This is a genomic window from Stenotrophomonas sp. 116085_Sma, assembly GCF_056479585.1.
The window spans coordinates 3163589-3183934 of the sequence record NZ_CM151057.1 but is presented as its reverse complement, the minus strand read 5'-3'; the positions used below and the strand labels follow the sequence as shown (position 1 = coordinate 3183934).

The 20346-nt window shown below is 64.5% G+C and carries 19 protein-coding genes and 1 tRNA gene; 12 read left to right on the top strand and 8 right to left on the bottom strand.

Annotation, left to right across the window (positions count from 1 at the left end):
• Positions 1-2: 2 nt before the first annotated feature.
• Positions 3-1280, top strand: a complete 1278-nt coding sequence (locus ACZK0Z_RS14890; protein WP_197633432.1) for a TraB/TrbI/VirB10 family type IV secretion system protein — start codon at positions 3-5, stop codon at positions 1278-1280.
• On the top strand, positions 1277-1495 hold the full coding sequence (locus ACZK0Z_RS14885; RefSeq protein WP_197633434.1) for a DUF2274 domain-containing protein: 219 nt from the start codon (positions 1277-1279) through the stop codon (positions 1493-1495). The genes ACZK0Z_RS14890 and ACZK0Z_RS14885 overlap by 4 nt, the downstream gene beginning before the upstream one ends.
• A 30-nt stretch (positions 1496-1525) precedes the next feature.
• Here the strand turns inward: ACZK0Z_RS14885 and ACZK0Z_RS14880 are convergent, their stop codons facing one another.
• From ACZK0Z_RS14880 to ACZK0Z_RS14870, 3 genes are all read right to left on the bottom strand, one after another.
• Positions 1526-3241, bottom strand: coding sequence for a helicase HerA-like domain-containing protein (locus ACZK0Z_RS14880; RefSeq protein ID WP_197633436.1), 1716 nt, complete (start codon positions 3239-3241; stop codon positions 1526-1528).
• Entirely contained in the window at positions 3238-4245 is a 1008-nt protein-coding gene (locus tag ACZK0Z_RS14875) for an SIR2 family protein (RefSeq protein ID WP_232246121.1), read from the bottom strand. Before ACZK0Z_RS14875 ends, ACZK0Z_RS14880 begins: the two co-directional genes overlap by 4 nt.
• Before the next feature lie 757 nt (positions 4246-5002).
• A tRNA-Leu gene (locus ACZK0Z_RS14870) sits at positions 5003-5082 on the bottom strand.
• Between the two features lie 130 nt (positions 5083-5212).
• On the opposite strand from ACZK0Z_RS14870, the gene ACZK0Z_RS14865 reads away from it, so the two are divergent.
• The 4 genes from ACZK0Z_RS14865 to ACZK0Z_RS14850 all read left to right on the top strand — a co-directional run bounded on the left by ACZK0Z_RS14865 (position 5213) and on the right by ACZK0Z_RS14850 (position 9322).
• Positions 5213-5647, top strand: a complete 435-nt coding sequence (locus ACZK0Z_RS14865; protein WP_049430643.1) for a BLUF domain-containing protein — start codon at positions 5213-5215, stop codon at positions 5645-5647.
• Positions 5648-5789: 142 nt separating this feature from the next.
• A complete protein-coding gene (locus ACZK0Z_RS14860; protein WP_197633439.1) occupies positions 5790-7076 on the top strand; it encodes a nucleotide sugar dehydrogenase in 1287 nt (428 codons plus the stop codon).
• Positions 7077-7131: 55 nt separating this feature from the next.
• Entirely contained in the window at positions 7132-8754 is a 1623-nt protein-coding gene (locus ACZK0Z_RS14855) for an FMN-binding glutamate synthase family protein (RefSeq protein WP_106548966.1), read from the top strand.
• Positions 8755-8860: 106 nt separating this feature from the next.
• Positions 8861-9322 (top strand): GNAT family N-acetyltransferase, encoded by a 462-nt coding sequence (locus ACZK0Z_RS14850; RefSeq protein ID WP_049430650.1) that lies wholly within the window; start codon positions 8861-8863, stop codon positions 9320-9322.
• Between the two features lie 122 nt (positions 9323-9444).
• On the opposite strand, the gene ACZK0Z_RS14845 is transcribed toward ACZK0Z_RS14850, so the two are convergent.
• Complete coding sequence (locus ACZK0Z_RS14845; RefSeq protein WP_197633724.1) at positions 9445-10692, bottom strand: TIGR03862 family flavoprotein; 1248 nt, start codon at positions 10690-10692, stop codon at positions 9445-9447.
• The gene (locus tag ACZK0Z_RS14840; RefSeq protein WP_049430655.1) at positions 10679-11113 is read right to left on the bottom strand and encodes an FKBP-type peptidyl-prolyl cis-trans isomerase; all 435 of its coding nucleotides are present in this window, start codon (positions 11111-11113) and stop codon (positions 10679-10681) included. Before ACZK0Z_RS14840 ends, ACZK0Z_RS14845 begins: the two co-directional genes overlap by 14 nt.
• A gap of 70 nt (positions 11114-11183) precedes the next feature.
• Here ACZK0Z_RS14840 and ACZK0Z_RS14835 point away from each other — a divergent pair, with 70 nt between their 5' ends.
• The 4 genes from ACZK0Z_RS14835 (at position 11184) to ACZK0Z_RS14820 (ending at position 14366) form a co-directional block, all read left to right on the top strand.
• Positions 11184-11549: a DUF6164 family protein gene (locus ACZK0Z_RS14835; protein WP_049430657.1), complete on the top strand. Its 366-nt coding sequence runs from the start codon at positions 11184-11186 to the stop codon at positions 11547-11549.
• 294 nt (positions 11550-11843) lie between these two features.
• Complete coding sequence (locus ACZK0Z_RS14830) at positions 11844-12611, top strand: sulfurtransferase (protein ID WP_197633723.1); 768 nt, start codon at positions 11844-11846, stop codon at positions 12609-12611.
• 192 nt (positions 12612-12803) lie between these two features.
• Positions 12804-13799 carry an LLM class flavin-dependent oxidoreductase gene (locus ACZK0Z_RS14825; protein ID WP_049428961.1) on the top strand — a complete coding sequence of 332 codons (996 nt, stop codon included), beginning with the start codon at positions 12804-12806 and terminating at the stop codon, positions 13797-13799.
• A 69-nt stretch (positions 13800-13868) separates the two neighbouring features.
• Positions 13869-14366, top strand: a complete 498-nt coding sequence (locus tag ACZK0Z_RS14820; protein ID WP_049428962.1) for a pyridoxamine 5'-phosphate oxidase family protein — start codon at positions 13869-13871, stop codon at positions 14364-14366.
• A gap of 109 nt (positions 14367-14475) precedes the next feature.
• On the opposite strand, the gene ACZK0Z_RS14815 is transcribed toward ACZK0Z_RS14820, so the two are convergent.
• Positions 14476-15135 (bottom strand): exopolysaccharide biosynthesis protein, encoded by a 660-nt coding sequence (locus tag ACZK0Z_RS14815; protein ID WP_049428963.1) that lies wholly within the window; start codon positions 15133-15135, stop codon positions 14476-14478.
• On the bottom strand, positions 15119-16423 hold the full coding sequence (locus ACZK0Z_RS14810) for a hemolysin family protein (RefSeq protein ID WP_005408992.1): 1305 nt from the start codon (positions 16421-16423) through the stop codon (positions 15119-15121). Before ACZK0Z_RS14810 ends, ACZK0Z_RS14815 begins: the two co-directional genes overlap by 17 nt.
• Before the next feature lie 292 nt (positions 16424-16715).
• On the opposite strand from ACZK0Z_RS14810, the gene ACZK0Z_RS14805 reads away from it, so the two are divergent.
• A complete protein-coding gene (locus ACZK0Z_RS14805; protein WP_004152833.1) occupies positions 16716-17342 on the top strand; it encodes a DUF47 domain-containing protein in 627 nt (208 codons plus the stop codon).
• 13 nt (positions 17343-17355) lie between these two features.
• Complete coding sequence (locus ACZK0Z_RS14800; RefSeq protein ID WP_006431323.1) at positions 17356-18477, top strand: inorganic phosphate transporter; 1122 nt, start codon at positions 17356-17358, stop codon at positions 18475-18477.
• A 360-nt stretch (positions 18478-18837) separates the two neighbouring features.
• Here ACZK0Z_RS14800 and ACZK0Z_RS14795 read toward each other — a convergent pair whose 3' ends face one another.
• Positions 18838-20331: a S10 family peptidase gene (locus ACZK0Z_RS14795; protein WP_049426669.1), complete on the bottom strand. Its 1494-nt coding sequence runs from the start codon at positions 20329-20331 to the stop codon at positions 18838-18840.
• Positions 20332-20346: the final 15 nt, after the last annotated feature.

Sequence of the window (20346 nt, the reverse complement as noted above, 5' to 3'; positions counted from 1 at the left end):
CCATGAGCCAGGACGACACCCCGGACGTGCCCATCACCGACGCTGCGCCAAAGGTCGCGCCTGAGAACGTGGCGCTGCGTGCGCAGCCGCGCCCGGTGACGCGCCTCAATCGACGCACGCTGGCGCTGCTGACCGGCGGCCTCGGCGTCGCCGTGCTGAGCGCAACCATGTGGTCGCTGCAGCCGGCGCATCGGCGCGGCGGCAACGAGCCGGCCGAGCTTTACAACGTCGATCGCGTCTCGCGCTCCGAAGGACTGGACCAGCTTCCCTCCGATTACTCCAAGCTACCGCCCAAGGTGCCAGAGCTGGGGCCGCCGTTGCCCGGCGACTTGGGGCCGGCAATCGTGAAGTCACAACCGGCGGTGGCCAGCTACACGCCGCCCGGCCAAGACCCCGGCGCGGCCGAGCGTGACGCACGGCGCAAGGAGGCGGAAGCGGCTGCGGGATCGACAGTGTTCTTCCGCTCCAGCAACCAGCACGCCGCAACCGCGCCGGCGCAGGTGGCTGCTGCCGGCCCGACATCTGGCTTGGCGGGCTTCGATCCGCAGGCCGTGGGGCCGGCCTCGACAGCGGCGCAGCCTGCTGACCCAACCGCCGTGCAGAACCGGCAAGACCAGAAAGAGGCGTTCCAGAAAGCCGGAACCACGCAAACCCGTAATTCCGGCAACCTGCAAATGCCGACCTCGCCGTATCAGGTGATGGCGGGGACGGTGATCGCGGCGGCGCTGGTGACAGGCATCAAGTCGGACTTGCCGGGCGACGTGATTGGCACAGTGACGGAGCCGGTGTACGACACCGCGACCGGCCGCTATCTGCTGATCCCGCAGGGGTCGCGCATCTTTGGCAAATACAACAGCCAGGTCGCCTACGGGCAAAGCCGCGTGCAGGTGGTGTGGAATCGCATCATCCTGCCGGACACGTCTTCCCTGACGCTGGACAACCTTGCTGGCACCGACCCGGCCGGCTACGCCGGCCTGGAGGATGGCGTTGATTGGCATTGGGATCGCATCGTTGCCGGCGCGGCGCTGACGACGCTGCTGGGCGTCGGCGCCGAGCTGGCCGCGCCGGAGAACCGCAACGGTGATCGCGTCATCATCGCCGGACGCGACAGCTTGCAGGACAGCGTGAACCAGGCCGGGCAGGAGATGACCCGGCGCAACCTCAACATCCAGCCGACGCTGACCGAGCGTCCGGGCCTGCCGGTGCGCATCATCGTCAACCGCGACCTGGTGCTGCGGCCGTACCAGCCGCTGTTTTTCAACCGAGGGACTTCACGATGAGCACGACTAAGAAGCTGCGGCTGGGGCCGCTGCCCAAGACCGAAAGCATCAAGCTGACCTTCGCGTGCCCGGTCAGCCTCAAGGCCGACCTCGACCGCTACGCGGCGCTACACGCGCAGACCTATGGCGAAGCGGTCGATGCCACGACCCTGATCCCGCACATGCTGGAAGCGTTCATAGCACGAGACCGCGTGTTCAAGCGCGGAAAGCCCTAGCACTGCCTATCACGCACACGTTCATGTCCGTCATACCTCCCTTGGCTGCGCGCCCCAAAGCCGCTCGTAGTCCGCACCTCTAGACTGAGGCGGCATTGCCGGTCGTCGAATGAGCACGGGCAAGGGCATCGGTGAATCGACCCCGACAACAATAGCTTCTCCTTGCCCCAGTGTCGGCAGGAAGGCGGCTGCCGAAGCGTCTAAGTTGCCGCACGCCTTCTCGACCACATTTCTGTCGCGATCATTTATCAATCTATGCACGATGAACATGCCCATCTGACTAAGCACATCGTCGGGAATATCACGAGGACGTTGCGTTGCGAGAACGCAGGTCAAACTATATTTTCGCCCCTCTTTGGCGATTAGACCGAATGCATCAAGTGGCGTCTTTGAGAATTCATCACCTATATTTTTATCTAAGAACTGATGCGCCTCATCGAGCAAAACAACGAGAGGATTTCGACTAAAGCGGCCTTGTCGCGCCAAGCGGAGAAGATAACGACCGACTGCGTTGGCAACCAGTTCTCTCGTATTGTGCTCGAATGGTAAGAATTCCATGCTGATCCTCAGGACGCGCTTGGTCGCATCCTGGAGGAATCTATCAATTGAAGTGGTGAGCGGTTCGTCTAAGCGATGCGGCTGAAAAACGCACGCGAGGTGCTGGGAGTCCACATCTGAAGAAATTCGTGAGATCAAGGTGGTGCAGAAGCCTAGCTCATTTGCATTGGCGCCACCCCACATGCGCTGCCCCCTATTGCTCGTGGGCCATACACATTCTTCCTCTATTTGGCGAGCAAGCAGTTGGATGTTGAAGTCTGCGCCGATACTTGCCAGTTCCGCACCATGTTGAAGTAAAGCGTTTTCAAAGGGCACTTTCGACTGATCCACCTTCCTGATCAGCCCATCAACCGCAATGGCAGGGGAAAGGTGTGCCAACTTCAGGCTGCGCATTGCTTCCCTTAGCTTTGGCACTTGAGCGCTCGCGCTCGGGCGAAACATCGCAAATAAGTCGGTTTCAGAGAACTGACTATATGGGAAGCTAACGAATCTGCGCGGATCTCTTGCGTCTTCCCGAAGTCCGCCAAGATGGACATGATCTATTCCGGCCGCTTGTCCCTCGTATTCACCCGTCGCATCGAAGAGTATGGCCTTTCCTCCAAGTCGAGCGATTTCTTCGACAAGATGAGCCAAGGTCCAGCTTTTCCCGCCGCCTGTCGTCCCTAGAACTGCGCAATGACGGCCAAAGATATGGGCAGGTGGGATCGACACACTTGTATTCTGCGCATGGGGGAACACCGCGAGGTGCACCTTGCTTGCTTCGGCAAGACCGGTTCCCTCCACCGCTTGCTTCACAAGCAATGGGTGCGCCGAAAATACATGTTGCCCGATACGCGGATGTATCGGCACTCCCTTCAATGACCTGCCTGTCTCCAGGTCGACCGCCGTGAGCAACTGAACGACTCCGAGTGGATGCGGCGAAATGATCTGTTCCGCAGTTGGCTCGACACTAAGGCGATCGCGTTCAGGCAGCCGAACTTCAATGACTCTCCCCAGCACGGCGTGTTGCTCGCCTTCTATTACGACGAACTCACCAACTTGGCCGCCAGGCACCGGAAATCCGGCGAAATGTGAGCTAGTAGGAGTAGAGGCCAGCGGTAGGTTCACCTCTGCATTGGTGGGCCGTACATGACATACGGTGCCGACATAGCGGCTCTGATCGAATGGCGCAATTGTCAGCTTGCTCATGGACGTTCCGTACGGCGCAGACGTTCAATGTGTTGCTCCATATCGGACTCCGCAGCCAAGTCTGGAACATATGAGATGAAGTCCTCGAAACCGCAGTTTATTAGCGCGAGACGCGCGTCGCCGGCATTTGCCAAATCCTTTATCCGCTTCAGATACCTGTTCGTCTCGGCTTCGCCAGGACCGTTCTGCGCGCCTTGTTCCCAGGGCGCAAGCCAAGGCCCCACAGCCACGGCCTTTAGGCTCAGATTTGACCGCAGGGCCGACATGATCGGTTCTGCGAGGTGGTTGTCATTGAATCCAAAGCCAACCACCACCAGTCCGGTATTCGGCTCACGTAGCGCCGCTTGAAACGCCGCAATCATCTCTAAGTACGGCTGCTCAAATGCAAGCTCGTACTTCGAATTCCTCGGATAGATCAGCAGCGGCCTGTCGGTCCCGTGCCATTTGTAGATTTCGCCCGTCGTCTCGTCGCGCGTCCAGTCGATAGATCCGTGCAATTTATAGAGATGGAATACATTCGGTATAAAGTCCTGCGTGTCACTTTCTTTCGATCGACGAACAATATCGTAGGTGAAATGAACCGCGTCGAATGTCGGCGGTGACGTGTGCGAGAAACCATCTATAACAACGTATCGACCTTGTCTGCCCGCTTCTTCAAAGCATCGATCGTAGTTCGTTGTAAATACCTTCGCGCGGGACTTGCGATTCGTGCGCCTGGCCGCGCGACGAAGGAATTCGGTATGCACTGGCAAAGCATGGTTCGGCCAAATGAAGTTTGTTGCTTGCGCTATTTCTTGTTCCGACAACTTAATAAATGAGCTGACAAGTGCGCGCTGAGGATCAATGAGGAAGCTCTCGGCCAGTCGGCAGCGAGATAGGAGGGCCTCAATATCATTGGGCCTACCGGCGTATCCGACTAGTGTTAAGACTTGCTGAAAATTGGCCACTCCTGCAATCGCGCCTCCGTCTATTCGGGCGGAGACTCGATCCCAGAGATCTTTCATCGTCGGTGGCGCACCGCCGCCAGGATGTGGCCTAACGCACATTGACGTTCCAAGCCCCGAAAGCACAACGAGGTTGTTGCATCGGAATAGATCCGAGACGATACGTCGTGCTTCCTGGGTTGCTGCGTCCGGCCTCGTTTCTTCGTTCGCAACAGGGGGTGCGGGAATCTGAGGTTCCAGCCAGTTGCCTCCGGTGATTGCACTCAGTACCTTCACATAGCCCCCGTTAGGTGATTTTTACAAGTAATTACACCACGCGAATGACCGTGGTGCCCGCATACAGAAAAGCCACCTCCGCGGTAGGCGGAGGTGGCTTCAAATGGTGCCCGAGGCCGGAATCGAACCGGCACGACTGTTAGGTCGAGGGATTTTCTTACCACTTCGACTTTCGCCGCCAGCGCAAGCGCTGTTCGTGGTCTGGAGCACGCCTTCACCATAGCCTTGCGGCCGTAGGTGCCCGCCGTCTGCTCTCTACACCTTCCCAAACTGTAGGCTTGGGCTTGGCTCGGCGTTGGCTCGGGTGCCGAAGCATCCAGGGCTTTCGCCGACTTTGACGGGCGTCACTTCGGGCGTTTCCCCCCGAAGGCTCAAATTGTTTAAGTCCCTTGTGTCTACCGATTTCACCACTCGGGCGCAGTGCCCAATGCACCGAAAAAATCTACCTCCATCTACTGGCCCCTAGCTGGCTCCTGACCGCCAAGCCATGTTGCGAAGCTATAGCTAGGATGCCTGCAAACCATTGTCACTGTTGACCGTCTGGCCCGGTCGCTCAAACAGAAAGGGCTTGACAAAACGGATTTTAAGTCCGATGCGTCTACCAGTTTCGCCATCCGGGCCTGCAGCGCGGCGCCGATTGTAGCCCACCTGCAGCGCGGCGACCGGATCGCGTCGCGCCGCTGACGTGCTTAACTGTTTTCCCTGTTCATGTCATAGTCGCAACCATCGTTCCCGGGGGGGGAGCCGCCCGATGTCGCTGCACGCGATTGCCTATGCCAGTGAGGCCCGCGCCGATCTGCGGACAACCGATCTTGATCGCCTGCTGGCCGATGCCACGGCCTTCAATCGTGTAGCCGGCGTCACCGGTGTGCTGATGTTCGACGGCAGCCGCTTCCTGCAGTATCTGGAAGGCCCCGAAGATGGCATCGATTCGGTGTTCCAGCGCATCGCCAATGCACGCAGCCATGCGCAGATGAGGGTGTTGTGCCGCGCGCCGGTACTGCAGCGTGCGTTCCCGCGCTGGTCGATGGGCACGCGGCGGATCGATGCGGACCTGCTGACCCAGATCGTTGACGCGCCATGGCCGGGTTTCCTGCTGGGTAGTGGAGGTTTCGAGCGCCTGCTGCAGGCCTGGACCGGTGCCGATGGCGAGCTGGAACCCGCTGCGGTCGCGCTGGGCTCCTGAGCCCGCCTTGGCGGCGGGGTACCAGGGCCGTTAGGCTGTAGCCTTCCTGGTGCGGGTTTTCCGGAGTGGTACAGCGAATGAGTGGGTTGGCCGAAGCCATGGCAGCACGCATCAGGTTTCACCCGGTGCACGGGATGTGCCGATGAGCGTGCCCGTTGCCGCGGCGGTGACGCCGCGTTTCGCTGTGATCGGCCTGGGTTACGTCGGCCTGCCGTTGGCGGTGGCGTTTGGCCGGCACTGGCCGACACTGGGCTTTGACATTGATGCCGGCCGCATCGCCGAGCTGCGCGGTGGCCGCGATCACACGCTGGAGATGGAGGCTGACGAGCTGGCCGAAGGCACGCATCTGCAGTACGGCAGCGATCCTTCGCTGCTCGATGCCTGCAACGTCTATATCGTCACCGTGCCGACCCCGATCGATGCCTACGAGCAGCCCGACCTGGAGCCATTGCGTTCGGCCAGCCGCCTGATCGCCCGCCATCTGCGCACGGGCGATCTGGTGATCTACGAATCCACGGTGTATCCCGGCACCACCGAAGAGGTCTGCGTGCCGCTGCTCGAGCAGGGCTCGGGCCTGCGCTTCAACGAGGATTTCTACTGCGGCTACAGCCCGGAGCGGGTCAGCCCTGGCGATCGCCAGCGGCGCCTGGCCGACATCCGCAAGATCACCTCCGGCTCGACGCCCGAGGTCGCGGCGGTGATTGATGGCCTGTACCAGCGCATCATCGACGCCGGGACCTTCCCGGCGCCGTCGATGCGCGTGGCCGAAGCAGCCAAGGTGGTCGAGAACATCCAGCGCGACGTCAACATCGCGCTGGTCAACGAGCTGGCGCTGATCTTCGACCGGCTCGGCATCGATACCCAGGACGTGCTCGATGCGGCGGGCAGCAAGTGGAACTTCCTGCCATTCCGGCCCGGCCTGGTAGGGGGCCATTGCATCGGCGTGGATCCGTATTACCTGCTGCACAAATCCGAAAGCGTGGGCTACCACCCGGACCTGATCCACACCGCACGCCAGGTCAACAACCGCGTCGGCGAGCACGTCGCCGCGCGGGTGCTGGCCATGCTGGCCGAGCGTGGCCGCGCACCCGCGCAGTCGCGTGTCCTGGTGCTGGGCGTGACCTTCAAGGAGGACTGCCCGGACCTGCGCAACAGTCGCGCGCTGGAACTGGCCCAGCGACTGCGCGATGCCGGTGCCGAGGTGGAAGTCAGTGACCCGTGGGTGGGGCCGGCGGCGCTGGCCGAGGCCGGCGTGCAGTGGCTGCCCGAGCCGGTTCCAGGCGGCTATGACGCGGTGGTGCTGGCGGTGGCCCATGCCCGCTTCAAGGCCATGGATGAAGCGGCCATCCGGGGCCTGCTGGCACCGGGTGGGCTGGTCTACGACGTGAAATCGGCCTGGCCGCGCAACGTGGTTGACGGTCGCCTGTAAGCCTGGGCGGCGGGCAGCGCGGTAGACTCGGGAGCAGTTGCAACCGAGGAAAGCCATGCACCGGTATATCGTCTACCTGCTCGCCATCCTGATGTTCCCGATATGCCTGTGGCTGGCCACGATATGGCCGGCCTGGTATTGGGGCGTCGGCCTGACTGCCGCGATGGTGGCATTGGGGACCTGGGATCTGCTGCAGAAGCGCAGCACGCTGCGCCGCAACTATCCGGTGATGGCGCACTTCCGCTACGGGCTCGAATCGATCGGACCGGAAATCCGCCAATACTTCGTGCAGAGCGACCTGGAGGACGTGCCGTTCTCGCGCCAGCAGCGCGCGCTGATCTACCAGCGCTCCAAGAACGAGATGGACACGGTACCGTTCGGCACCCTGCGCAGCACCTATGCGGTGGACTACGAGTGGATCAACCATTCCTTGGCACCGACCGCCATCGCCAAGCATGACTTCCGCGTGCTGATCGGTCCGAACTGTGCCAAGCCCTATTCGGCCAGCGTGTTCAACATCTCGGCGATGAGCTTCGGTTCACTGTCGGCGAATGCGATCCGCGCACTGAACGAAGGCGCGCGGCGCGGTGGTTTCTACCACGACACCGGCGAAGGTTCGATCTCGCCCTACCACCGCGAGATGGGCGGTGACCTGGTGTGGGAAATCGGCTCGGGCTACTTCGGTTGCCGCGACGAGAAGGGCGGTTTCAGCGAGGAGCGCTTCGTTGCCAATGCCACCCATGACCAGGTCAAGATGATCGAGATCAAGCTCTCGCAGGGTGCCAAGCCAGGCCATGGCGGCGTGCTGCCAGCGCCGAAGGTGACCGCCGAGATCTCGGTGACGCGCGGTGTACCGATGGGCGTGGACTGTGTGTCGCCGTCGCGTCATTCTGCGTTCTCCACGCCCGTGGAGCTGTTGCAGTTCGTCGCCCGCCTGCGCGAGCTGTCCGGTGGCAAGCCGGTTGGTTTCAAGCTGGCCATCGGCCACCCGTGGGAGTGGTTCGGCATCGCCAAGGCCATGCAGGAAACCGGGCTGCTGCCGGACTTCATCGTGGTGGACGGCGCCGAAGGCGGCACCGGCGCGGCACCGGCTGAGTTCGTCGACCATGTCGGCGTGCCGATGCACGAGGCGCTGCTGCTGGTGCACAACACCCTGGTGGGCCTCGACCTGCGCGAGCGCATCCGCATCGGTGCGGCCGGCAAGATCACCAGTGCGTTCGACATCGCGCGCACCATCGCGCTGGGTGCCGACTGGTGCAATGCCGGGCGTGGCTTCATGTTCGCGCTGGGCTGCATCCAGTCGCTGAGCTGCCACACCGACAAGTGCCCCACCGGCATCGCCACCCAGGACCCGGCGCGCTGGAAGCATCTGGACGCACCGGACAAGGCCACCCGTGTGTACAGCTTCCATGAGCACACACTGCATGCGCTGAAGGAGCTGCTGTGTGCTGCAGGCCTGAATGACCCGGCGGAACTGGGCCCGGAACATATCCTGCGTCGGGTTTCGCCTGTTGAGATCCGCTCGCTGGCCTCGCTGTACCGTTACCTGGAACCGGGCGAGCTGCTGCACAAGGTGCCGGACCACGCCGTGTTCCATGCGTTCTGGGCCGATGCGCGCAGCGATTCCTTCCAGCCGCCGCCGAAGATCCAGGCGCTGCGCGCCAGCAAGTCGCGATAACGTGATGTTGTAGAGCCGAGCCCATGCTCGGCTGCTTCTCGATCACGCATCGCGATGTTGCAACGAAGAACAGCCGAGCATGGGCTCGGCTCCACAAGGAGATGTCATGCAGTTCAGGACCGGCACCATGGATGACGTGGCCATGTTGTGGGCGCTGCGCACGCGGTGCGTGCGGGAGACCTGCAGCAGTCATTACCCGCCTGAGGTCATTGCGCCCTGGTCTGCCTCGCCGCCACCGTCGCAGTACGCGCGGCTGTTGTCGCAGGGTGGCTGCGTGGTGGCCGAGGACGAGCAGGGCGGTCTGCTCGGCTTTGGCGTGTTCGATGTCGATGCCAATGAAGTCGATGCGTTGTTCGTTGATCCCGATCGTGGCGGCCAGGGCATCGGCCAGGCGCTGATGCAGCGGTTGCTGGCAATGGCCGATCGTGAGCGTGAGGTGGTGCTGTCGGCCTCGCTCAATGCCGTGCCGTTCTATCAGCGGCAGGGGTTCATCAGCGTGAGCGAAAAGGCCTACCCACATCCCAGCGGCGTGGCGCTGGCGTCGGTGAGCATGCGCCGGCCGTGGTGAGTGCCCGTTTTCTGCGTTCTGTAGAGCCGAGCCCACGCTCGGCTGCTTTTGATTCAAGCCGAGCGTGGGCTCGGCTCTACAGGTAGCGCAGTCGAGCATGGCTCGACGCTACAAGGCAGGCGTCACCGCTCCGCCAGCCACCCGATCACGCCTTCAGCAGCACGCAGGCCACTGGCGTAGCACGCGGTCAACAGGTAGCCGCCGGTGGGGGCTTCCCAGTCCAGCATCTCGCCGGCGCAGAACACGCCGGGCACTGCCCGCAGCATCAGGCCGTCATCCATCGCATCCAGGCGCACGCCACCGGCGGTGCTGATCACTTCGGCCATCGGCCTTGGCCGCAGCAGGCGCAGCGGCAGGTGCTTGAGCGTGGCAGCCACGGCCGGTAGATCGTTGCCGGCCTCCTTGCCAAGACTCTCGAACACCAGTGCGGCCTTCACCGCATCCAGGCCCGCCTGGCGGCGCAGGTGTTCGCCGAAGCTGCGGCCCTTGCGCGGACGCGACAGGTCGGCCAGCAGGCGCGCTTCGTCGCGGCCGGGCACCAGGTCCAGCCACAGCATGGCGTGGCCATCGCGGTTGATGGTCTCGCGCAGGTCCGCTGCCAGCGCATAGACCAGGCTGCCTTCGATGCCGTACTCGCTGACCACGCATTCGCCCTGCAGCGACTGTGGCTGTCCGGCCAGGTCGATCCAGTGTGCAACTACCGGCTTCAACGGTGCACCGGCATTGCGCTGGGCGAAGAACGGGGTCCAGTCCACGTCGAAGCCGCAGTTGGCTGACTGCAGTGGCGCGATGTCCACGCCACACGCCTGCAGTGGCGCAACCCAGGCGCCGTCGCTGCCCAGCTGCGGCCAACTGCCGCCGCCCATCGCCAGTACCGTGGCATCGGGGTGCACATCGATTTCCCCCGCCTCGGTGGCAAAGCGCAGGGCGCCGTCGTCGCTCCAGCCGATCCAACGGTGGTTGGCATGCAGGCGCACACCCTGATCCTTCAACCGGCGCACCCAGCCGCGCAGCAGCGGCGCTGCCTTGCGGTCGACCGGGAACACCCGGCCAGAGCTGCCCACGTAGGTCTCCACGCCGAAGCCGGCGGCCCAGTCGCGCAATGCCTGCGCGTCGAAGCCATCCAGCCAGCTGCCGACCACGGCGGCCTGCTCGCGGTAGCGGCTGTCGAACAACGGCCGCGGATCGGAATGGGTGAGGTTGAGCCCGCCCTTGCCGGCGATCAGGAACTTGCGGCCGGGTGACCCCTTGGCCTCGTACAGGTCGACCTCCAGCCCAGCGGTGCGCAGGCGCTCGGCGGCGAACAGGCCGGCCGGGCCGCCGCCGATGACGGCGACCCGCTGGGGCAGTGCGGTATTACGGTTTGACATCGAGCAGCTCGACGTCGAACACCAGCGACGAGCCGGCCGGGATCGGGCCGACGCGGCGGTCGCCGTAGCCGTAGTCCGGCGGGATCATCAGGGTGCGCTTGCCGCCTACCTTCATGCCGGCCACGCCCTCATCCCAGCCGCGGATGACCTGACCTGCGCCCAGCGCGAACGTGAACGGTTCGCCACGGCTGACCGAGCTGTCGAAGGTCTTGCCGTGCTTGGTTTCGGTGCGGTTGTCGTAGATCCAGCCGGTGTAGTGCACGGTCACCTTGCTGCCGGAGACGGCTTCGGCGCCGGTGCCGGGCACAGTATCGATGCGCTCGAAGGTGGTCAGAGTGCCCCCGGGCGGCGGGCCGGACGGTTCGGTCGTGCAGCCAGCGGCGGCGAGGGACAGCAGCAGGGGAAGCAGCAGGCGGCGCATCAGGCGTCTCCGGAAGGGCGCAGGGCGAGGGCGGCAAGGGTAGCGCATCGGCGCCGGGTATCATGGGTACATGGCAAAACTCCTGCTCAATCTGCGCAATGTCGGTGACGACGAATATGCCGATGTCTGCACGCTGCTCGACCAGCACGGCATCGCCTGGTATCGCACCGAACCCAGCCCGTGGGGCATTTCCAATGGCGGCCTGTGGCTGCGCGAGGACGCTGATCATCCGCGCGCGAAGGCGCTGATGGCCGAGTACCAGGCCGAGCGCGGTCCTCGTATCCGCGCTGAGCGTGAGCAGGCATTGCGTGATGGCACCGCCGAGACCTTCGGCAGCCTGTTCCGGCGACGGCCGGTCTATGTGGTGCTGGTGCTGCTGGGGATGGTGGGTGCAGCGGCGCTGGTGCTGCTGCCGTTCGTGCTGTTGCGGGGGTAAGGGGTTTCGGCCGGGTTGCACCCGGCACCCGCAGACGCAACCGCAACGTCAAAAGCTGGTTTCCGTGGGATGGCGTGGCGGTGTGGACAGGCGGGACACGCCGTGAACCCGTCCGTGGGGGCTCGATGGCGCCATCCATGGCGCCAACGGTCCCGCCTGCCCACACCGCCACGCCTCTGACAGTTCCCCGCGGCTGTTGGTAGGTGTCGACCTTGGTCGACACAGCAGATCCACGCCATGCGTGGATGAACGTGAAAATCTGACCCTTTGGCTGTCTGGCGCTAAAATGGCGGGATGATCGCCAATACCGCTGCCTACCATTTCGCCGTCATCGACGCCCCCCAGGCCCTGTGCGACCAGCTGCTGGCGCGTGCCGAGGCGGCGGAGCTGCGCGGCACGATCCTGGTGGCGGGCGAGGGGTTGAACCTGTTCCTGGCCGGCGCGCCGGGGGCCATCGAGGGCTTCTATGCGGCGCTGCGTGAAGATGCGCGTTTTGCTGATCTGCGGGTCAAGACCAGTCTCAGCGAGCACCAGCCGTTCGCGCGGCTGAAGGCCAAGGTGAAGGACGAGATCATCAGCTTCCGCCGCGATGATGGCCAGCCGCTGGACTATCCGCGTGCGCCGGCGGTCGATCCGGCCACGGTGCAGCGGTGGCTGCGCCAGGGGCATGACGACGCCGGCAAGCCGGTGGTGATGCTCGACACGCGCAATCTGCAGGAGGTGGAGTACGGCACCTTCAAGGACGCGCTGGTGCTGCCCATCCACAAGTTCACCGACCTGCCCGGGGCGCTGGCGCCGCACCGCGAGGCGCTGAAGGACAGCACCGTGGTCAGTTTCTGCACCGGTGGCATCCGCTGCGAGAAGGCCGCGCTGTGGATGGTCAACGACGGCATGGACAATGTGCTGCAGCTCGACGGCGGCATCCTCGGTTACTTCGAGGCAGTGGGCGGCGAAGGCTACGAGGGGCGTTGCTTCGTGTTCGATGAGCGCGTGGCGCTGGATGCAGAATTGAAGCCCATGGTCGATCAGCCGCTGCCGGAGCCGCGCCCGAGCGCGTTCTGACCGTGCTTCCGTAGAGCCGAGCCCATGCTCGGCTGCTGTTGGTCGACGAATGGCAGCCGAGCACGGGCTCGGCTCTACACGATCCGGCGGGCGATGAACCGGCCACACGGGAATCAGCATCCCGCCACCGTCACTGGCCGTTGCGCACGGCCGACCCCATGCATGGGGAATCCTGTGACGGAAAACCGCCTGATGATCCCGTTGTCGATCCTTGACCTGGCCCCGGTCTGCGAGGGCAGTGACACCACCGCCGCCTTCGCCAACATGCTGGAACTGGCCCAGCACGCCGATGCACTGGGCTATCGCCGCTACTGGCTGGCCGAACACCACAACATGCCCGGCATCGCCAGTGCGGCCACCGCCGTGCTGATCGGCCATGTGGCCGGGGGCACGAAGCGCATCCGCGTCGGTGCCGGCGGCATCATGCTGCCCAACCATGCGCCGCTGCAGGTGGCCGAGCAGTTCGGCACGCTGGCCTCGCTGTATCCGGACCGCATCGACCTCGGCCTGGGTCGCGCACCCGGCACCGATCAGCCGACCGCGCGTGCACTGCGCCGCTACTTCGACAGCGCCGATCAGTTCCCGCAGGACGTTCGCGAACTGCTGCACTACTTCGAACCGGTAGAGCCCGGGCAGGCAGTGCAGGCGGTTCCGGGTGGGGGGCTGCGGGTGCCGACCTGGATCCTCGGTTCGAGCCTGTTCGGCGCGCGCATGGCCGCCTCGATGGGCCTGCCGTACGCGTTCGCCTCGCACTTCGCGCCCGACGTGATGGACGAAGCGCTGGCGGTGTACCGCCGCGAGTTCCGCCCCTCGGCCACGCTGAAACAGCCGCACGCGATGCTGGCCTTGAACGTTGTCGCCAGCGACAGCGAAGCCGAATCGCGGCGTTTGTTCACCAGCCAGCAGCAGAGTTTCGTCAACCTTCGCCGCGGCCGTCCTGGCAAGATTCCGGCACCGATCGACGACATCGAGTCCTTCTGGGAACCGCATGAAAAGCTGGGCGTGGAGCGGGCATTGGCCTGCACCGTACTGGGTGATCCGCAGCAGGTGGCCGAGGGCATCGCCGCCTTCGTCGAACGGCACAAGCCCGACGAACTGATGCTCACCGCCAATCTGTACGACCACCGCGCTCGCCTGCGTTCGTTCGAACTGGCGATGCACGCCTGGCATGCCCGCCACGCGGGCTGAACAATTGCGTCACGGCCTGTTGCGGCCGAACCGCGTCTGATGGGGCCTCCTACTTCTGGAGTCCCCACCATGGCCGAGACCCGCGCCGAACACATTGCCCAGCTGGCCGAACTGATCAAGGACGTGGAGGTGGCGATGTTCACCACCACCGGCGTCGACGGGCGACTCTACAGCCGGCCGCTGGCCACCCAGCAGGTCGCCTTCGACGGTGACCTTTGGTTCGTGATCACCGGCGACAGCCCGAAGGTGGCCGAGATCGCGCTCGATCCGCGGGTCAACGTGGCCTACGCCTCTCCATCGAAGAACACCTACGTGTCGGTGGCGGGGCGCGCGCGCGTGGTCGACGATCGCGCGAAGATCGAGGAGCTGTGGTCACCGGCGATGAAGCTGTTCTTCCCCGGTGGCAAGGATGACCCCAACCTGCGCCTGATCCATGTGCGCGCCGACAGTGCTGAATACTGGGATGGTCCGGGCACGCTGCTGGGCAAGGCGCTGACCTTCGTGCTGTCGGCGGTGCAGGACGAGCCGGCGGCGTTGGCCGACAACGGTTTCATTGATCTGCGCTGAGGGCGCGCCCCATCCACGCATGGTGTGGATCTACTGAATCCAGATACCCGCATCCCCCCGGTAGATCCACGCCATGCGTGGATGGGGTGTGCCCGGTGAATTCCGGCTTTCAGAACCAGCGCTGGAACAGATCGACGGTATAACCCACCAGCTGCCCCGAACTGAAGCCGAAGAAGGCGATCGCCGCCAGCGCCGCGATCCAGTTGAACAGCATCAGCGCACCATCGCGTTCCAGCAGCGCCAGCGAGAACAGCAGCAACTGGAAGCCGAACAGGAAGTTGGTGAAGGGAATCGGCAGCGACAGCAGGATGCCCAGCAGCACCAGCAGCAGGCCGGTGAAGGCATGCGCCGGCAGCGGTGTCAGCAGCTGGGGCAGTCGCGGCTTCAGCATCTTGTCCAGGCGCCGCAGCGGGCGATCGATACGGTCGAGGAAGCGGTGCATGGTGCCGCGCTTCGGCCCGCGCCGGGCAATGAAACCGGGCAACCAGGGGCGGCGCAGGCAGCACAGCATCTGCAGCCCGATCAGGACCACCAGTGGACCGCTGACCGCGCCGCCCATGCCCGGAATCGGAATGAACGAGGGCAGGATCGCTACGAACAGGAATACGCCGAACGCGCTCTGCTGCAGGTTGCACAGGATCTGGCCAAGCGGCATGTGTTCGGCCGGATCACCGGAGGCGAACATCTCCAGCAGGGTGCGGATGCCCTCGTTGCGGTAGGCCGGGCGCTCGATGCCCGGACCCTGGCCGGCCTCAGGCGGTGAGCTCATCGGCCTGCTCGTCGGACAGCGTGCGCAGCAGCAGCTTATCCACCCGCGCACCATCCAGGTCGACCACCTCGAAGCGCCAGCCGGCCCAGTCGAAGTACTCGCCCGCGTGCGGAATGCGGCCGAAGTAGTGGATGCACATGCCGGCCAGCGTGTAGTAGTCGCCATCCTCGGCATCGGGCAGGTCGTTGCTGCCGATCAGTTCACGCACGTCTTCGATCGGCAGCGAGCCGTCGACCAGCAGCGAGCCGTCCTCGCGGGTCACCACCAGCGCATCCTCGTCGGCGTTCTCCACCGCCTGCAGGCGGCCGACCACCGCGCCCATCAGGTCGCTGATGGTCACCAGGCCCTGGATCTCGCCGTACTCGTCCACCACCAGTGCCATCGACTGCTGTTCCTCGCGGAAGATTTCCAGCAGCTTCATCGCATGGGTCGATTCGGAGACGTACAGGGGCTCGCGCAGGGTCTGGAACAGCGCGTTGTCGCCGCGCGCCATGCGCGTGGCCAGCGATTTCAGCTCCAGCACGCCGACCACGTCCATGTCGTTGTCGCGGTACACCGGGTACCGCGAGAACTCGTGCTCGGCCATGATTTCCAGGTTGCGTTCCAGCCCGGCCTGGGTATCCAGCCACGCAATGCGGTTGCGCGGGGTCATCAGGCTGTCGGCGGTGCGGTCGCCCAGGCGCATGACGCGGTTCATCATGTCGCGCTCGTGGGCATCGATCACGCCCGCTTCGTGGCTCTCGGCCACCAGCATGCGGATCTCTTCTTCGGTCACCGAGGCGACTTCATCCTTGCCCAGGCCGAACAGTCGCAGGACCAGCTGGGTTGTCTTGGACAGCAGCCAGACGAAGGGCAGGGCCAGCTTGGCCAGCCAGCTCATCGGCATCGCCACCAGGCCGGCAATGGCCTCCGAACGGGTCAGTGCCAGGCGCTTGGGTACCAGTTCGCCGAAGATCAGCGTGATGAAGGTGATCAGGCTGACCGCCAGCGCCGTGCCGATGTTGCCGGCGTAGGCGAAGCCCGGCATCAGGCCCTGGATCCAGCCGGCGAAGGCCTCGCCCAGTGCTTCACCACCGAGGTAGCCGGTCAGCACGCCGATCACGGTGATGCCGATCTGCACGGTGGACAGGAAGCTCTCCGGCTTCTCCGACAGCTCCAGCGCCTTGGCGGCGCGCTTGGAGGTGGCGGCCATCTGCTTCAGGCGGCTCTTGCGCGAGGTCATGACCGACATCTCGGACATGGCGAAGAAGCCGTTCAACAGAACAAGCGCGAAGACAATCAGGATCATTTCAAACACGGGCGTCGTCCCCGGTTGGTGGCAGGGAGGGCGGGTGCTTGCGATGGCGGCAGGCGCTCAGGAATGGGGTCCGGCGCGGCGCTGGGGGATAAGGGTCGTCGTCCATAAGGTGCGCCCGAAGGCGCGCTGGCATCTTAGCAAAGGGGCGTGGCAGGGTGGCAACCGCCTGTTCAGGTTGGGGGTTCAACGCCCTTGAAAGGGGGCGGGGATACCCGAGATGGTCATCTAGCCGTCATAATTCCGTCTGGTGCCGTCCTTCCCGCGACGGCTGACAGGTTTCTCAATGTTCTCTCTGCAGACCATTTTCGGTTCCGGCAAACAGTTCTACACCCTGCTCGATGAGGCCGCCGTCGCGGCGTCCGACGCCGCCAAGGCGCTGCATTCCATGCTGCGCGAGGCCGACCGCCAGCCCGCGCTGGACGCTTTCAAGCTGGCCCGCCTGCGCGAACGCGCGGCCTCGGACAAGATCAGCCAGGCGCTGGTGGACAGCTTCATGACCCCGATCGAGCGCGAAGACATCGAAGCGCTGGGTTCGGCCCTGTACAAGATTCCGAAGCAGATCGAGAAGTTCGCCGATCGCTATTCGCTGGCCACGACCCACCTGGAACACATCGACTTCGCGCCGCGCGCGGCGATGCTGGAACAGGCTGCCGGCGTGGTGGTGGAGATGGTGGCCGACCTGCGCCACATGAACCTGGACCGGATGACCGCGCTGAACGAGAAGCTGCGCTCGCTGGAGAACGAGGCCGACCGCCTGATGCTCGAGCTGTACCGCGACATCTATTCCGGTCGCCTGGACAACCTGCAGATGTTCCTGCTGAAGGAATTCTTCGAGATCCTGGAAAAGGCCATCGACCGTTGCCGCGAGGCCGGCGTGGTGGCGTACCAGATCGTGTTGAAGAACAGCTGACGGACGCCGCCGCATGTTGACCCTTGTCCTGGTGGTGATCCTGGCCGCGCTCGTCTTCGAGTTCATCAACGGCTTCCACGACACCGCCAACTCCATTGCCACCGTGGTGGCGACCAAGGTGCTCTCGCCCGGCTGGGCGGTGATGCTGGCCGCCTTCATGAACCTGATCGGTGCGCTGACCGGTACGGCCGTCGCATTGACGATCGCCTCCGGCCTGCTCAACACCAACGTCGTCGATGTCACCCCGCAGGTGATCCTGTGCGCGCTGCTCGGCGGCATCATCTGGAATCTGATCACCTGGTGGAAGGGCCTGCCGTCCTCGTCCTCGCACGCGCTGATCGGTGGCCTCTGCGGCGCCGGCCTGGCCGCGGCCCATAACAACTGGGACGCGCTGATCTGGTCCGAGCGTCTGGGCAGCTGGGCCCAGAACAAGGGCCTGCTGTGGAAGGTGTTCGTGCCGATGATCACCTCGCCGATCGCCGGTTTCCTGCTCGGCATCGTGGTGATGGTGCTGCTGTGGGGCCTGATCGCCGGCCTGGCCAAGATCGGTGGCGCCATCGGTCGCCTGGCCCGTCCGCGCATCGTCAATGCGTTCTTCGGCAAGGCCCAGATCGCCTCGGCGGCCTACATGGGCTTCGCCCACGGTCACAACGACGCGCAGAAGACCATGGGCATCATCGCCATGACCCTGATCGGTGCCGAAGCCACCGGCGCATTGAACGACCTGCCGTCCTGGCTTGCCTTCATGCACCCGGACGCGCATGCCGGTGACGGCATCGCGATGTGGATCGTGCTGACCTGTGCGGTGGTGATGGCCGCCGGTACCGCCTCGGGCGGCTGGAAGATCATCAAGACCCTGGGCCACAAGATGGTCAAGCTGCACCCGATCCACGGCTTCGCCGCGGAGACCAGCTCGGCCACCATCCTGACCCTGGCCGCCCACTTCGGCATGCCGGTCTCGACCACGCACAGCATCTCCACCGCCATCATGGGCGTCGGCTTCGCCAAGAACCCGCGCTCGCTGAAGTTCGGCGTGATCGAACGCATCGTCTGGGCCTGGATCCTGACCATCCCGGCGGCAGGCGGCTGTGCGTACCTGATCCTGAAGCTGTTCGAGCTGTTCGGCTGGACCTGATCGCCACGCCAAGGTTGCAAACGAAAAAGCCCGCCGATATCCGGCGGGCTTTTTCATGGGCAAAGAATTTTTCCGCACACATCGTGTCGACCAAGGTCGACACCTACCAGAGCAGAAGCAGGGATCCGATCCCGTGCCGACCAACGGTCGGCACCCACCAACAGCAGCAGGAACCTGTCAGCGGCGGGGTGGGGTGGATATGCAGGACCGTTGGCGCCATGGATGGCGCCATCGAGCCCCCATGGACGGGTTTACGGCGTGTCCTGCATATCCACCCCACCTCGCCAGCCCTCAGGAAGCCAGCTTTTGCCGTTGCCGTTGCCGTCAGCGGGTGCCGGGCCGCAGGCCCGGCCGCCCCCCTCAATTGCGCTGGAACAGCGCCCGCACATCCTTCCGGAACGCCGCCTGGCTGTCCGCCCGGCTGTAGAACATGTGCCCACCCGGATAACTACGCACCTGCACCCGGTCCGGGTTGCTGCCCATCGTCGGCATCTGGTCCACCGTCAGGATCGAACCCATGAACGGGCACGACAGGTCATTCCAGCCGTGCACGATCAGCACCTGCAGATGCGGGTCGATCGCCACCGCCTGGCGCAGCTGGGTCACCGCGCCCTGGCGCAGATCGCCATTGCGGTCCCACAGCCGGTTCACGTCGTAGTTCAGCGCCTGGTAGCGCGCATCCACCTTCCAGCCGACCACGCGCGTCACGAAGTCGACCATCGCCGTGGTGGTCGGCGCGATGATGCTGTCCAGCAGAGGATCGTTGGCACGCTGCTCCGGATCGTTCGGGAACGGATCGAACGCGGTCACGTTGGAATCGTAGCGGCTGCCCAGCGTGCCCTTGTCGCGGAACACTTCGCGCAGGTATGCCTGGGTTTCCAGGCGGCCGCCAGCACGGCGCACGAACTGCGGGTCAAGCCCGGTCAGCTCGGTCACCCGGCGCAGCATCGCCTCGGTCGCCTGCGGGTCGCTGCGGCCCTTCATCAGCGCGGTGGCGTAGTCGCCGCGGGTGTACTCGACCACCTCGCGCATCGCCGCGTCGGTCAGCCTGCCCTGGCGCTCCAGGTGCGCGGCCGCGATCGACGGCAGCGTCTGCATCCATGCCATCGGCGAGACGTCGGCGTTGTCTTCCAGCGTCGGGCTAAGGTACGGCGATACCAGCACCAGGCCGTTCATCGCCACGCCCAGCCGGGTCTGCAGGAAGTGGGTGATGCGTGGGCCGCGATAACCGCCGTAGCTCTCGCCGGTCAGGTACTTGCGTGACGCCATGCGTTGGTTGCGCAGCAGCCAGTCGTAGATCGAGCGCGACAGGTACTCGATGTCGGCACTGGGGTTGTACAGCTGCTTCTTCGCCTCGTCATCGCCGATGCGCGCGCGGCTGAAACCGGTGCCGACCGGATCGATGAACACCAGGTCGGTGAAATCCAGCCAGGTACCCGGGTTGTCATGCAGGGTGGCCGGCGCCGAGGCGCTGTCGCCCTCCGAACCGAAGGTGACCACCTTGGGCCCGATCGCGCCCATGTTGAGGTAGACCGACGAGGCACCGGGGCCGCCGTTGAGCGCGAAGGTCACCGGCCGGTCCTTGCCCGGCATCGTGTAGGCGGTGAACACCACATCGGCGATCACCTTGCCCTTGTCATCGCGCACCGGCAGGGTGCCGACCGTGGCGGTGTAATCGAGGCTGCGCCCGGCCAGGCGCATGCTCTGGCGGACCGAGGCATCGGCCGGCAGTGCGGGCGCTTCGCTCTTGTCATCCTTCTGGTCGGGTTTGGCGTCGGCCGGTGCGGCCAGCACGCTGGCAGGGGCGATGAGCAGGCCGACGCAGAGCGCGGCAGTGTGCAGCAGGGACTTCATGGCACCGTATCGGCA